The 13,427-nt window shown below is 37.4% G+C and carries 14 protein-coding genes; 9 read left to right on the top strand and 5 right to left on the bottom strand.

The window, feature by feature from the left end; genetic code table 11:
• Window positions 1–3 precede the first annotated feature (3 nt).
• A complete protein-coding gene (locus GWP43_RS07495; protein WP_162663648.1) occupies window positions 4–1,854 on the bottom strand; it encodes a DUF262 domain-containing protein in 1,851 nt (616 codons plus the stop codon).
• 795 nt (window positions 1,855–2,649) lie between these two features.
• Between GWP43_RS07495 and GWP43_RS07500 the strand changes: the two genes are divergently transcribed.
• The 5 genes from GWP43_RS07500 to GWP43_RS07520 all read left to right on the top strand — a co-directional run bounded on the left by GWP43_RS07500 (window position 2,650) and on the right by GWP43_RS07520 (window position 8,476).
• Window positions 2,650–2,874, top strand: a complete 225-nt coding sequence (locus GWP43_RS07500; RefSeq protein ID WP_016518554.1) for an AbrB/MazE/SpoVT family DNA-binding domain-containing protein — start codon at window positions 2,650–2,652, stop codon at window positions 2,872–2,874.
• Window positions 2,871–3,596 (top strand): ABC transporter ATP-binding protein, encoded by a 726-nt coding sequence (locus GWP43_RS07505; protein WP_162663649.1) that lies wholly within the window; start codon window positions 2,871–2,873, stop codon window positions 3,594–3,596. Before GWP43_RS07500 ends, GWP43_RS07505 begins: the two co-directional genes overlap by 4 nt.
• Window positions 3,593–4,342: an ABC transporter permease gene (locus tag GWP43_RS07510; RefSeq protein ID WP_162663650.1), complete on the top strand. Its 750-nt coding sequence runs from the start codon at window positions 3,593–3,595 to the stop codon at window positions 4,340–4,342. The genes GWP43_RS07505 and GWP43_RS07510 overlap by 4 nt, the downstream gene beginning before the upstream one ends.
• Before the next feature lie 789 nt (window positions 4,343–5,131).
• Window positions 5,132–6,847, top strand: a complete 1,716-nt coding sequence (locus GWP43_RS07515; RefSeq protein WP_162663651.1) for a hypothetical protein — start codon at window positions 5,132–5,134, stop codon at window positions 6,845–6,847.
• 3 nt (window positions 6,848–6,850) lie between these two features.
• Window positions 6,851–8,476 carry a hypothetical protein gene (locus GWP43_RS07520; protein ID WP_162663652.1) on the top strand — a complete coding sequence of 542 codons (1,626 nt, stop codon included), beginning with the start codon at window positions 6,851–6,853 and terminating at the stop codon, window positions 8,474–8,476.
• A 116-nt stretch (window positions 8,477–8,592) separates the two neighbouring features.
• On the opposite strand, the gene GWP43_RS07525 is transcribed toward GWP43_RS07520, so the two are convergent.
• The 3 genes from GWP43_RS07525 to GWP43_RS07535 all read right to left on the bottom strand — a co-directional run bounded on the left by GWP43_RS07525 (window position 8,593) and on the right by GWP43_RS07535 (window position 10,547).
• Window positions 8,593–9,888, bottom strand: coding sequence for a hypothetical protein (locus tag GWP43_RS07525; RefSeq protein WP_162663653.1), 1,296 nt, complete (start codon window positions 9,886–9,888; stop codon window positions 8,593–8,595).
• A 204-nt stretch (window positions 9,889–10,092) separates the two neighbouring features.
• Window positions 10,093–10,239, bottom strand: a complete 147-nt coding sequence (locus GWP43_RS07530) for a hypothetical protein (RefSeq protein ID WP_162663654.1) — start codon at window positions 10,237–10,239, stop codon at window positions 10,093–10,095.
• 122 nt (window positions 10,240–10,361) lie between these two features.
• Window positions 10,362–10,547, bottom strand: a complete 186-nt coding sequence (locus GWP43_RS07535; protein WP_203232389.1) for a BrnA antitoxin family protein — start codon at window positions 10,545–10,547, stop codon at window positions 10,362–10,364.
• Window positions 10,548–10,762: 215 nt separating this feature from the next.
• Here GWP43_RS07535 and GWP43_RS07540 point away from each other — a divergent pair, with 215 nt between their 5' ends.
• Together GWP43_RS07540 and GWP43_RS07545 are read left to right on the top strand one after the other, a co-directional pair.
• Window positions 10,763–11,383, top strand: coding sequence for a TetR/AcrR family transcriptional regulator (locus GWP43_RS07540; RefSeq protein WP_162663655.1), 621 nt, complete (start codon window positions 10,763–10,765; stop codon window positions 11,381–11,383).
• 24 nt (window positions 11,384–11,407) lie between these two features.
• A complete protein-coding gene (locus GWP43_RS07545; RefSeq protein WP_162663656.1) occupies window positions 11,408–11,548 on the top strand; it encodes a hypothetical protein in 141 nt (46 codons plus the stop codon).
• A 152-nt stretch (window positions 11,549–11,700) separates the two neighbouring features.
• Here GWP43_RS07545 and GWP43_RS07550 read toward each other — a convergent pair whose 3' ends face one another.
• On the bottom strand, window positions 11,701–11,925 hold the full coding sequence (locus GWP43_RS07550; RefSeq protein ID WP_162663657.1) for a hypothetical protein: 225 nt from the start codon (window positions 11,923–11,925) through the stop codon (window positions 11,701–11,703).
• 61 nt (window positions 11,926–11,986) lie between these two features.
• On the opposite strand from GWP43_RS07550, the gene GWP43_RS07555 reads away from it, so the two are divergent.
• A complete protein-coding gene (locus GWP43_RS07555) occupies window positions 11,987–12,571 on the top strand; it encodes an MptD family putative ECF transporter S component (protein WP_162663658.1) in 585 nt (194 codons plus the stop codon).
• 62 nt (window positions 12,572–12,633) lie between these two features.
• Entirely contained in the window at window positions 12,634–13,371 is a 738-nt protein-coding gene (locus GWP43_RS07560) for an energy-coupling factor transporter transmembrane component T (RefSeq protein ID WP_162663659.1), read from the top strand.
• Window positions 13,372–13,427: the final 56 nt, after the last annotated feature.

Raw genomic sequence — 13,427 nt, forward strand, 5'->3', positions numbered from 1 at the left:
ATTTTAATTCTCCTTACGCTTACTTTCGAGCAATCCAAAAGATATTTCTTCAGAATTAGAATGATCAAAGGTATAAAATGGTTTTGCCTCGATAAAATTGCCGATTACATTCATCATAGCTTTTACATAATCCATACCGGCTTTTCTATCCCAAACTAATGGATTTGCTGCATCAGGCGAATAATGTTTGAAAAAAGCATTCCTGGTGCAGATAGGAACGAATTGCGTTTCTGTGACTGCATTTTCATATGTTGCAAGGATACGTCTTTTTTCAAGGAAAGTTTTATTATTGAAAGAGGCATTCTTGTCAGCTTGTAATAATGCAAGATTCATCAAAGTATCATCTCTTTCGAAATCAGAATATACAGATAGTATTGAATTATTTTCGTCCTTTTCAATTTTTATAGGAATCCCCATAAAAACAGCCATCATGGAACGATAGACTTCTTCATCTTTTAAGTTTTCAGAGTCTATATATTCTGAAAATTCTGTAAGTTTTCCTTTTTCCATATTATTTGATAAACTTGCAATGTTAGATATATCTCTTTTTAATTGTGCTATTTCTTCTTCAGACCAACGTTTTTGACGCTCATTTTGTGCGTGGATATGTTCCAAAGACCATAAATTCTTTGCAGCTTCAAAATGTTTTTTAAATGGATAGCGGGATGTTTCACTTATTTGATTTTGAGTTGTTGCTATATTAAATAAAAGTAAAATATTATGTATTTTATCATTATCTTTTCCGTAGAGCAGCTTAGAAAAATCAGATTTCTTATTATTGTCCATAACAGTTTTCTTACAGCGTTCTTTTATCCAATCAAAGAACGTATCTTTGGTTTCTTCATCATAATGCTTTAGAAGCTCGCTTACACTTACTTTTGAATTGCCTCGTGCATTTATAAGAAATCCAATATAGTGATAAAGTTTTCTGTCATTGTACCACGTTTGTATTGTTCGATAGACAGATTTAATTTCTTCCCAAACATTCTTCCAACCATCTTTTTTAATTTTTTCATTGAATTCTGAAAAAATAAAATAATTATCTTTCAAATTAATGTTATTTTTTAAAAGTATGGTTTCGAGTAAAAAATCCATACGGGTTGATTCGTATTTTGTTGCTTCAGGATTTGAATTGATAAAGTACCACAAATCATCATTTTCTAGTTGATTTTCGATATTCTCCCATTCTCTTGCCACATCTTCTTGGTTAAAACTTTCGTCTTTATCTTCATCATTAAGGATTAATGCTTTTACAAGTTCTGAATTTGTCAGTGATAATTTTCCTGAATTAAGTCTTCTAAATACTTCGTAAGAATTTTCATTTTCATCAATTTCATACCAAATAAATTGAGCGTTAAATGTTTCACCTGATAGAATATCAAAAATATCATTTTTCTTTCTTGGTGAGTCTAACCATTTTATTATAGTTGTATATGCATTAGAAATATGTAAAAAATCAAGGTTTTCATCGGATGATGTCTTAAATGATTCCGTCTTAAAAAAAGTTTCACAATTAGTTCTGGTTGTATAATCCGGAGGTATTAGAGTATAACCTTCTACATCTAATGCATCTTTAGCATATTGTTCTAATGCTTTTAATATTAAAAAAATAGTTGTAAGTCTTTGTTGTCCATCTATAACTTCATATTTTGAATCCTGTCTTTTTACTACTAATGGCTGCAAACAATAAAACTTACTATCATTTTTTGCGCATTTTTTTGAATCTGCATATTCCGATAAATCTTTTAATAAGGCTAACACTTCTTCTTCTGTCCATCTATAACCGCGTTGATAACTTGGTATATGAAAATGCATTCCTAATAAATCTTTTACTGAATAAAAACAAATATCCATAAGCCTTTCCTTACCAGTAATACATTAAAATATATCATACCTACATAACATGATAGTCTTCTGTCGAATATTCTCACGGCAGCTTAAATGCGGAACTAGAGTTTACTGGTCTTTTGTTGAGTTTATTCTTGTCCCATTCAAATAGCATCTGTCTATCCGACACAAGTATACCATATTTTGCATTAATGAGACGAGGGGGATCGATTCCGATTGGGGGGAAAAAGCAGCAAGATTTGCGGGAATGGGCACGAGTTTTGTGAAACACAAAATATCTCGTATAACATCTTTTATGCCGTCCCTGGTACAAGCTTCTATTATATTCTGCAGATATCCGCAATTTGTGAATAGCTTAAAAACACTACGCAGGCGGGCGAGTTGTTTACGCTGTACGTACACGCAAAGGCACTGTCGCATAAGATATTTTACCGGCAAGTACACAAGGGTTAGCGATGGGAGCTACGCTCAAGAATGTGCGTCCTTGCACATTCTTGAGCTTCGAGTTTAGGCTAACGCCTAAACTCGCTTCTGACTCACATCACGGACATCCTTGTCCGTACGGAAACGAAGTGGAGGAATGGAGCGAAAGCGGAACAGCGGACGTAGCGACCCGAACGCAGTGAGGGGAACCTCCATAAAAATTTCGAAAGAATGATAAAGCAGAGCGTTCCGGTAAGTACTTTTTGATCTATTGATGCAACTTACCTTGATTAATGCGACTCCTTGACATCATAAGTAATTTTTGTCATACTAATCATACTTATTGCACTGATCATACTTGAAATGAGGAGGAGGAAAATGAAGCATCCGGAGGGAAAATATGCGTGGACGGTTAAGGTTGGAGAGAAGGGGCAGTTTGTTATTCCGAAAGAAGCGCGGGATGTGTTTGGCATTAATCCCGGAGATACGTTGATTGTCTTGGCAGATATAGAGAAAGGTATCGCGATCCCGCCTAAAAATATGTTTGCACATTTTATGGAGACTATTTTTAATCAAAATGAACCGGAGGAGGGGGAAAAATGAGTGCCATTGTAACCGACCGGCTGACAAAAAAATACGGCGATGTTGCTGCTGTAGATAATCTGAATTTGACTGTTGAGCAGGGGGAATTATTTGCCTTACTTGGGGTGAACGGAGCGGGAAAAACTACAACCATTAAAATGCTTTCTTGTCTGATAAAGCCTACGAGCGGGGATGCCGTGTTGCTTGGGAATAGTATTGTTTCAGAGCCCAGCGCGATAAAGGAAAAAATCAATATTTCACCGCAGGAAACGGCGGTAGCTGCGAATTTGTCGGTTTTAGAGAACTTGGAACTGATTGCGGGAATTTACGGGCAAGACGATAAAACCGCAAAGAAAAATGCGTACGAGATGGCTCAAAAATTCAAGTTGGAGCATGAATTGAATAAAAAAGCAACACGCTTATCGGGAGGGATGCAGCGGCGTCTTTCTATTGCGATGGCGCTGATTTCCGAGCCGCAGATTTTATTTCTCGATGAACCGACGCTCGGGCTTGATGTGCTGGCGCGCCGTGAGTTATGGGCATCCATTAGAGAATTAAAAGGAAAAGTGACGATCATTCTGACAACGCATTATATGGATGAAGTTGAAACGCTGTCCGACCGTGTGGGAATAATGGCAAAGGGCACGTTGAAAGCGATTGGGACGGTAGCGGAATTAACGGCACAAACAGGTACTGCTAAATTGGAAGATGCCTTTGTTGCGCTTTCGGGAGGTGAGTTATGAGAATACTGTTATTTGCAAGAAGAAATGCAAAAGAAGTTTTGCGGGATCCCGTCAATTTCTTTTTCGGTCTGGGATTTCCGCTCGTACTGTTGGTGCTTCTGTCCATTATCAATGGATCCATTCCGCCTGAAGCCGGAAATCCGATGTTTGAAATAAGCAATCTTGCCCCCGGCTTGGCGATGTTCGGGAGCGTATTTATGGCGTTATTTGCGGGGATGCTGCTGTCAAAAGACCGTACCTCATCTTTTTTAATGCGCTTGTTTACGTCTCCGATGACGTCCGTAGATTTTATTTTGGGCTACACGTTGCCTATGCTCGCTATGACAATAGTGCAGGTGGCGATAACCTTAGTGGCGGCGAAAGCTTTTGGGCTTGAAATAACGGTGTACTTCCTGTGTGCGGTTATTGTAACAGCGTTGACCTCTCTGCTGTTCGTGGGGTCAGGGTTGCTTTTCGGCAGCCTGATGAATGAGAAGGCGGTCGGCGGTGTTTGCGGAGCCTTGCTAACAAATGTTGCCGGATGGCTATCAGGAGTATTTATTCCGGTCGATTTAATAGGCGGCGCTTTTAAAACGATAACACATATCCTGCCGTTTTATCATAGTGTTGAAGCGATACGGGCAACCTTAAGCGGCAATTTCGATCAGGTCTTTTCTCATTTGGCTGTTGTGATGGGCTATACGGTGGTTATCTTTGTGCTTGCGATTGTTGTTTTTCAACGGAAAATGAATGGGGAGAAAGGATAGGGGGAAGTATTGATTTAGAACAGGCTTTCATTGAAATGCAAAAGCGGGGGAAAAGTGTGCCGGGCTGAGGTTACATTTTTCCCGAGCACTGCAAACGTTGCTCTATGACTTGTCTATGTACTGAGCGAATGAATAGTATACGGCAAAACCAGAGCGCTGCAATAATTAGACAACGTATCATATAATATGGAAAGTTTTTGTTTCCACCCATCTGATGCTGCGCAAGATAGCGCTCAACCTCATCTGCATATACAAGCGAGAAGCAATGGCACAGCTGTCTTTGAATGGTATTATATTCCGCGCTCTTATGAACTCGTACGATTTATTAGCCGTATTAGGTAAAAATTGATTCCGTGATTTTAGGTTGTAAATTATTGGTTTTTATGGTATTATGTAGAAATGATTTATACCCACGTGGATCTGGTAAGAAATTTAAAAGATGCTGTTTTTTTAATAATAGAGGAATTTACGTTATCTTAAAAATGCCTAATGCCGTTTTCAAAGCCGACAAACGGAATAAACCCGCTGCGGTTTAAAACAATGTTATGTGTACAATGTACTGCGCTGGATAAGAGAGGGAAAATTAAGCGACTTTGTCGCTTGATGGAAATTATGCAAACAAACGGAAATTTGTCTGTAGAGGGAGATTTGGATATATTTGTCTTACGATGTTTTATTTTTGTAATAAGGATGGTAATCTAAATTCATAAATAAAAAAGATCATTTCCGGATAATTTCGTAAATATTGATGTATAATATAATGCAAATTAAATGATAGGGGGGACGTAAATGTCTGTTGTAAGTATTGTTAAATGTGAAGCTTCAAAATTGAGTTCAAGAGTATTTGTTGCTCCTGATATTCCAGAAAAATATCTTAATAATGCTGTAATAAGTATTTCTGAGTCTAAAGCAGATCCTGATGTTGTAATTGCCGTTTTGGATACAAGTTTGTTAAATAGTTGCAAAGCAGGTGTGCTATTTACAGGAGACTCGTTATTCTTCAAAGGAACTTTGGGAAGTTCAATTCAAATTAAATATGAAGATATTGGTTCAGCACAAGAAAAAATAACAAAAACAAAGAAAGATGATGGTAGTGTTACTGAAACAAAAACTCTTTTGATTAAAGGTAAAGATGGTTCTGAATTATATAACAAGCATGATATTTATGATTTGAAGCTTCTTGCAAAGATAATCACTGAAATAATCGAAGAAGGCTCATCTACTGATTCAGAAGGAACAGTTGATGTTTTTAAGAATACAAATCAGGTTCTTCCACTTTCAGACTGTGAAAGTGTTATCAAACAAGCATATATAAAAATAATTTGTAATTATGCACTTTCTGATGATGGAATCATTGATTCAAGAGAATACTCTGAAATCTATAGCATAATGGTTCGTAATGATTATTCAAACGAAGATAGAATGACTGTCAGGGCGTATATAATTGGTGATTCTGAGAAAGATTCAATAGATAACTTAGTCAGTATTCTGAATGAAAATGTTCCGGAAGGAAGCCGCGATGCACTTATGAAGTCTATTGTAAAAGATTTGGTGTATATAAATCATGTAAAGGGCAATGGTCTTGATGCATGGAAACGCAATGATTTTATATGTGATACAGCAAAAAAATTGAATGTTACATCTGATCAGATTTCTGTAATAATACAATCTATTCAGAATGATGAAGATATTATTGCAAAACGTAAGTCAGATACAGAAATTGAAAAATCAATTAAAGAAATAGCTGCTAAAGGCGCTTCTGTCGGAGTACCTCTTGCTGCACTTTATTTCTCCGGAACAGTTGGTTTTAGTGCTGCTGGTATTACATCAGGACTCGCAACTCTTGGTATGGGGGGAATGCTTGGTTTCTCGAGCATGGTTACAGGTATTGGAGTTGTAATTATTACTGGTCTTCTTGCCTACAATGGCGTAAAAAAACTTACTGGTGCTAAAGATCTTGAAAATAATAAAGTTCGTGAAATGCTCATTCAGGGGGTTATTAAAAACCTCCAGAAATCAATTAATTACCTGATTGAGGATGTTAATTATATCTCAGGTGAATTAATTCAGGCTTTGGAAAATCAGGTAGATGATGAAGAAAAAATTACAAAACTAAAGAAACTTCTTCAGACATTCATTGATGCTTCAAATATTTCTTCACAGAATCTGCTTGTAAATGCAAAGGAATCTATAATTGCTAAGCTCCCAACAAAACTTGATAAAACAAGATTTGATGAACTTACATCAGAACCTACAAAACAAAAACTCCGTCCATTTGTCTATCAGATGTATCCTGAAACAGAGGAAACTGTAAAGAGTGGCGATACACAGAAGAAAGTAAAGGTTTATAAAATCGATTATTCTAAAGAAACCGAATATTACGAAAAACTTTATCAGATTCTTAATACTTTGGAATATTTTAAATTATCAACAGCTATTACTGCTGCAGGAACAAGTCTTGCTAAAAAGGGCCTTGGTGCATTGAAGAGTACATTAGGTATGTAATTTATGTTCAAAGATTTCTTCAAGAATGCAGGCAATGCATTAAAAGTTCAGAAAGATCAAGTTAATAAGTTAAATCAAGTTACAGGTCAGATAGAGGAAGGTTTAGATGCATTGAATGCTATGCATACAAGAGCTTCTTTTGAGCTTGATGAGTTAATTGGTCAAGCTGAAGCTTTATGTAAGAAGAATAATATAGATATAGAATCAGCATTGACCAAAGATATTGATTTCTCAGAAATTGATTCCATTCTTGAAAGTATAAAGGTAGATAAACCAAAGGTAAATATTCCGGTCATTGAAAAAATCGATACAGTAGAAATTGGAGATGACTGGGATTCATATTTATCAAATATTGATGCTTATGCTGAAAACCATGAAATAGATTTCTCAAAAGATCCTTTTGAAGATTTACTTTCTGCAGATGAAAAGAGAGAGATTCTTCAAAGAATTGATGATGATTATAAATTACATGGAAAACTTCAATGTGATACATGGGATTACATTTTTGCAGCTACGAGTGGTATTATAACAGGTTTAATTGATTCATTCTTTGTAGGAATGCCAGGTCAAAGTAAACTTGGCAATTGGACAAACTCACAGGCTGATAAACTTGTAGAAAAGTTTGCGAATGTTGTTTATAAAGCAGATAGAAAAAAGATTGATAAATTGATAGGTGAGGGTAAAATATCAAAACCAACAGACTTTGCTCCTAACGGAATACCTGTGCCTAAAAAAGAACCTGATGGAATTGCAAGTTCAATAGGTTATTTGGAAAAGAGATTTAATGTTCCTTATGATGCCCGATATGCACAGGATTTGAAAGGTGCAGAAGGCAATGTTGTGTTTAACCCTAAAGATCATCACCTAAAATCCTTCGGACATTGTGCAGATTTGGCAGGACTTTTCTTTTCGATTTTGGATCAATTTACAGGGAAAGTTACAATTATTTCTGAAGGAAAGATTCAACGCTTTGAACCTAATTCAACCACATTTAGATTACAAGGTGATAGTTTTTATCAGAAATTATTATTTGGATTTATAAATTGGTTTGGACACATGATGTCGGACATAGCTGGAAGTTCCGGCACCAGAGGCCATGAAGGAAAGGTTGGTGCAGGAATTGCAGCACCATTCTTTGAGTTTTTCCAGTTGTGTGATTTTGGTAAAATAAACGTCGGAGAAGATACAAAAACATTGGCCCAGTTTACGAGTAATATGTATACGAACGGTTATGATGCAAGATTTACTGCAGCACAAGCCATTCCAGTTGCTCTGAATGAAGTTTTAATTCGTTTATTCTGGAGTATTAAACGACATTATTATCATAAATTGCCTTGGAAAGAATGCATTCCGTTAAAGCTCAGTAATAAACCAGAATTAAGAAGAATGTTGCTTGTTGGACATGGTTGTTTATGTTTAGTGGATGTTACTGATGCGACCATTCGTTCTGGAGGAGATATGATGACCTTTGCATTACACATCAATATGGTTGCATGGACTAAGTTTGCTAACTTAGGCTTCCAAGAATTAAGGGCTTTATATAACAAAGATGCACTTAATGTTGAAGAGATGGAAACAGATCTGAAGGCAGAATGGGATGGTCTGCTATTAGAAACAGACATAGCATAGCGTCTTTGATGACAGGAATTTTTTTGATAATCGCTAACTGTTCATATTTAATTTTTATCTTCAAATCAAAAATTTTGCGAGTCTTTTAATTATTGTCTTATAAGTTACTTATAATTTTAAATTTTTTCAAAATATTCAGTAATTAATTCTTCAAATTCAAAATATGTATATAATATGTGTATTAAAAAATCAGTATCCTTATCTTTTAATAATGGTATACGGGAATTATCTATTTTGAATATTTTGTTTCTTTTCTTTATAGTGCCTTTTTGCCTTACATCATCCAACCTAGCAATATACTCATCTATAGAATAATATATCAGCTCATAATCTATATGCTTTATAAAATAGCAATACTCATTTTGAAAAAATACAAGATGTACCATTCTTGTAAAAACAATACTATCATCATGATAATACCGTTCTTTATTTGGCAGCTCTTCAAAAATAATTTCATTATTTTCCTTTTTGACCCACAGCGTATCAAATTTCTTAGAATATAACTTTGACACAATATTTTTATCTAAATTAGATAATTCGATTTTCTTTCCAAATTCGAGTTCTTCCATAGAATAAGCACCATCTTCTTGATTTTCGCCCACTGAAAAGTAATTCGGTCTAAATGAAAAGTCAATAATTTCTTTAGTAGCAATCCTGCTTTTTATTAATTTTAAAGACTCTAAATCCATATTTTTCGGATACACCAATGAATTAATTCTTTTATCATATATTCTAGGTGGATTAAGATCCTTTATTGTCATATATTTCGGATTGAATGTTAATAAATTCCATTGGGAATACATTTTGTCATTTTCAAATAAAGATATACCGTTATTTGAATAAATATTTTCTAATTTATTTGGAGAAATGTAATCAAGTTCAGGCTCTTTTTTCAATTTATAGAGTCTATATAGGTTCTCAAAAATTCTATAATACGCATAGATATCAGCATCCTCATCACGGTATCCATTACTTTTAATTTTTTCAAAATAATTAGTATAGTATACAATTATTTCCATAACAGTATTAACTTTTTTAAGTTTGTTGAACATATCGATGTTCTCTTGATAATGTTTAATTAATATGCCTAATCTTAAGTTATTATCTTTAAATTCAGATAAATTACTTTTGTAGTTTTTTTTCTTTTCTTTTATTTTTTGATTATTTTCATATATGCGCTCATCTAAATATTTAAAAAAAGAATATTTAATATCTTTCTCATATTCGGTAGTGTTTTCTCTAATATTAGGAATAATTTTCTGAATAAGAATGCTGTTTTTATCTGAAAAAAGCTTATATGAAAACCCAGACGGTTCATATGAACTAAAATCACCAGCTTCTATCTTATCTATATATTTTCTTTCTTCGATAAAATATTTATGAAAGTAGTCCATTAACTTTTCATTTAACATTCAATCCAGCTCCTACTTCTATATATTCAATGTATATATCTTTTAGCACTTGCTTTAGATTGCCATATATATTTAAAATTTTAACTCAAGAAGTATAACATCCTTTCGACCTTTTCTGATAATACCATAAAAACCGATACTTTTCAACCTAAACTGATATAGCTTAAAAAGCTCTTGGATAGTGCCGTCATCACACTCGGCAAACTATGTATCTATCCAAGAGCCCGCAGTGTGTGTCGCGCATCTTTCAGCAACGTCCGCGCAATCAATCGCAATCCGCTGCCGTTTTTCGCCGGAAAGTGTAGAACCCGCTTCACCTGCAACCGTGTCATACTCTTTCGTCAGCTTCATAATAAAATCGCGACAATTCGCCTTTTTCGCCGTCTCGTTCAACCTTGTGTTAAACCGCCAAGCTGCTTGACCGGTTTGTCAGCTTTGAAAAACTATGTTATGTGATTGTCTCATTCCATAATTCAATTTACAGCATAATGCTTTGCATATTGAGAAAGTACTTCATTCATCATAGTCTGATATTTTGTATGATTTTTCTTTGCTTCTGTTTTGAAAAAATTAATACAATCAGAATCAATTGAGAGTGTTATTTTTCCTTTTGTTGATTTTTTTACAAGCTCTGCCGGTGAAGGAAGAAAATCTATCACTAATACGGCAGAATCCGAAAATGATACGCAAGACAGCGCTCAACCTCATCCGCATATACAAGCGAGAAACAAAGGCATAGTCGCCTTTGAGCGGCATTATAAAATTTTCCATTGACACATCCGCCTCATTGTCATACAATGCTAACAAAGTTATCAATAACAAGAGAGATGCTCTAAAAGCTTAAAGTTAGTTTTTGAGGGCGGCTACTACGGATATGGCAAGCGGAACATACGAAGCAACCCACACAAGAATTTTAGAAAGCGGCAAAAAGATGTTTTTGCGGAATGGTTATGAACGTACAAACCTGCGGGATTTGTGTGGTGAGGCGGGCGTAACGACCGGTGCGTTTTACCGTCATTTTAAGGACAAAGAAGCGCTCTTTTCGGCTTTGGTAGAGCCTGCCGTCAAGAGTATTCACGATACATACGAGACCGCTGCGGATGAGTGCTTTCATTGCCTGAGTATGGGAAACACGGAAGACATTTGGGCAATTTCGGCAGAAACGATAGAAGCATTTGTCCGCATCATTTACGCGCATTTTGATGAGTTCAAACTCCTTTTGTGCTGCGCGGATGGAACACCGTATATCAATTTTACCGACCGGCTTGTTGAACGGGAACTGCAAGACACACACCGTATGTACGAATTTTTGGATAAAAAGCATATCAAATACAGCCGGATTGATGGAAAAAAACTGCACATGCTCATCCATTCTTATTTTTCTTGTATTTTTGAAACGGTTTTGCATGATTACACGCAGGATGAAGCGCTTGAAGTTGTGCATACCCTTGCCGAATTTTTTTCTGCTGGCTGGCGGAAGGTTTTGCGAGTGTAAGTAAACTCGACGATGAGCATATATATGGACGTACATTCAGAACTGACAGGGATGTCCGGGGTGTTAACCAATAGTGAGTTTGCGGTACGCAAACTCACGTTCAGCAGATGCCATGGACGGCATCTGCTGAACAGCGGCACGGATGCCGCTGGTTCCATACAGTAGCGATGTTTCGGCAAGGCCGAAACTCGTCGTTGAAAAGCGTACACGGATGTACGCTTTTCAACAGCGGCACGGATGCCGCTGGTTCCATGCAGTGGCGATGTTTCGGCAAGGCCGAAACTCGTCGTTGAAAAGCGTACACGGATGTACGCTTTTCAACAGCGGAAGGGATTGAAGGGGCGCGCGAAGCGCGTTCCGAAGTGAGCGGTGAGCGAATGGAGGAATGGAGCCGAGAGGCGGAACCCCGCAAAGCCCGGTTTTTGCGCTGTTTTAACGGCGCAAAAAGCCGCCCAAAAGAGAAAAAAGAAGACAAAGATCGTCTTGAGACGATTTATTTTTTTTGAAGAAAAGATAACAAAGTGTGCTATCAATGTTATCATAAGAGGTGCTCTAAAAAATACAGATTTTAGAGGTTTCCAATATTTTAATGGAGGTTTGCGTATGCAAAGCAGTAAGTTGTCGGCGAAGGATCTGATAAATGTCGGAATCTATACGGCGATGTATCTGGTTATTTTTTTTGTTGTCGGGATGATAAATGCAATTCCGGTTCTGTATCCGTTTTTGTATGTGATTGTGCCGATTGCGACGGGGATTCCGTTTATGCTGTTTTTGACAAAGGCGGATAAGTTCGGGATGGTCTTTATTATGAGCGTTATTTTAGGGATATTTTGGTATCTGATGGGATACACGTATCTTCCTATTATAAGCTATTGCGTGATGGGCGCACTTGCCGATCTGGTACTGAAAGCGGGTAAATACAAGAGTTTTAAGGCGAGTGTGCTTGGCTACTGGCTTTTTTCTTGCGCGATGATAAGCTGTCAGGCGCCGATGTGGCTTTTTGCTGCAACGTATATGGAAAAGGTGCGCAGTTCAATGGGGGATCAATATGTTGAAGGGGTGCAAAAGTTTATGCCGCCGTGGATGGGATTTGCGGCAATCGGTATCCTGTTTGCCTCTTCGCTGCTCGGAGCGCTGCTTGGAAGGCGGATGTTGAAAAAGCATTTTGAAAGAGCCGGTATTGTATAGGTGCGTATAGATGCTGCCGGTGCTACATGGTGTTAGATAAGGGTTATATAAAGGATTGTATAATGGAAGATTTTGAGCCGTATAGACCGCCGCGGGCAAAGGGAGTGCACATCGATCCCCGCACCAAGGTGCTGTTTATGTTTTTTCTTGCAACGCTGATATTCTTTGTGGAAGAGCAGAGTATGCTGAATATGGTGATTGTGCTTATTCCCATTAGTCTGCTTTTTCTGAACCGCCAATACCGGCCGGCGCTGATTTACGGAGGACTGTTTGCACTGGCGGCTGCGGTCAAGCTGTCGAACATGGCGGGGTCGCTTCCGTACCTTGCGGCAATGCTGTGGGGGCTTTTAAGCGAGCTGATTTTCCGGTTTTTTCCGGTGTTTATGTTCGGCTACTATATTATCGAATCGACAAAACCGAATGAGTTTATCGCAGCGATGAGCCGGTGGCATGTGCCTGATGCGCTGATTATTCCCATATCCGTTGTGTTCCGGTTTATCCCTACGTTGGGAGAAGAAAACCGTTCAATCGGCAGCGCGATGCGGATGCGGGAAATCGGGTTCGGTACGCCGCGGTTTTGGAGGAACCCTGCGATGATGCTGGAGTACCGGCTGATTCCGCTGATGATGTCGATTGCCAAAATCGGTGAAGAGTTATCGGCGGCAGCTTTGACGCGGGGCTTAGGGGGATTGAAAAAGCGGACATGCCTTGTTGAGCTGCACTTTGGCATATACGATGCGGGCATTGCCGTTATCGCGGCTGCGCTGCTTGTCTGTACGGTGTTACGCATTGGGGGATGATTGGGGCGCGACACAGATTAGACAATGATATGGAAAATGATGCAGATGAGAGGATG

The sequence above is a fragment of the Treponema vincentii genome (genome assembly GCF_010365865.1).
Classification (GTDB): domain Bacteria; phylum Spirochaetota; class Spirochaetia; order Treponematales; family Treponemataceae; genus Treponema.

Bases quoted from the DNA above. Each gene is read 5' to 3' on its own strand.
- GWP43_RS07495 (WP_162663648.1), bottom strand. From the start codon at position 1,854: ATGGATATTTGTTTTTATTCAGTAAAAGATTTATTAGGAATGCATTTT.
- GWP43_RS07500 (WP_016518554.1), top strand. From the start codon at position 2,650: ATGAAGCATCCGGAGGGAAAATATGCGTGGACGGTTAAGGTTGGAGAG.
- GWP43_RS07505 (WP_162663649.1), top strand. From the start codon at position 2,871: ATGAGTGCCATTGTAACCGACCGGCTGACAAAAAAATACGGCGATGTT.
- GWP43_RS07510 (WP_162663650.1), top strand. From the start codon at position 3,593: ATGAGAATACTGTTATTTGCAAGAAGAAATGCAAAAGAAGTTTTGCGG.
- GWP43_RS07515 (WP_162663651.1), top strand. From the start codon at position 5,132: ATGTCTGTTGTAAGTATTGTTAAATGTGAAGCTTCAAAATTGAGTTCA.
- GWP43_RS07520 (WP_162663652.1), top strand. From the start codon at position 6,851: ATGTTCAAAGATTTCTTCAAGAATGCAGGCAATGCATTAAAAGTTCAG.
- GWP43_RS07525 (WP_162663653.1), bottom strand. From the start codon at position 9,888: ATGTTAAATGAAAAGTTAATGGACTACTTTCATAAATATTTTATCGAA.
- GWP43_RS07530 (WP_162663654.1), bottom strand. From the start codon at position 10,239: ATGAAGCTGACGAAAGAGTATGACACGGTTGCAGGTGAAGCGGGTTCT.
- GWP43_RS07540 (WP_162663655.1), top strand. From the start codon at position 10,763: ATGGCAAGCGGAACATACGAAGCAACCCACACAAGAATTTTAGAAAGC.
- GWP43_RS07545 (WP_162663656.1), top strand. From the start codon at position 11,408: ATGGACGTACATTCAGAACTGACAGGGATGTCCGGGGTGTTAACCAAT.
- GWP43_RS07550 (WP_162663657.1), bottom strand. From the start codon at position 11,925: ATGATAACATTGATAGCACACTTTGTTATCTTTTCTTCAAAAAAAATA.
- GWP43_RS07555 (WP_162663658.1), top strand. From the start codon at position 11,987: ATGCAAAGCAGTAAGTTGTCGGCGAAGGATCTGATAAATGTCGGAATC.
- GWP43_RS07560 (WP_162663659.1), top strand. From the start codon at position 12,634: ATGGAAGATTTTGAGCCGTATAGACCGCCGCGGGCAAAGGGAGTGCAC.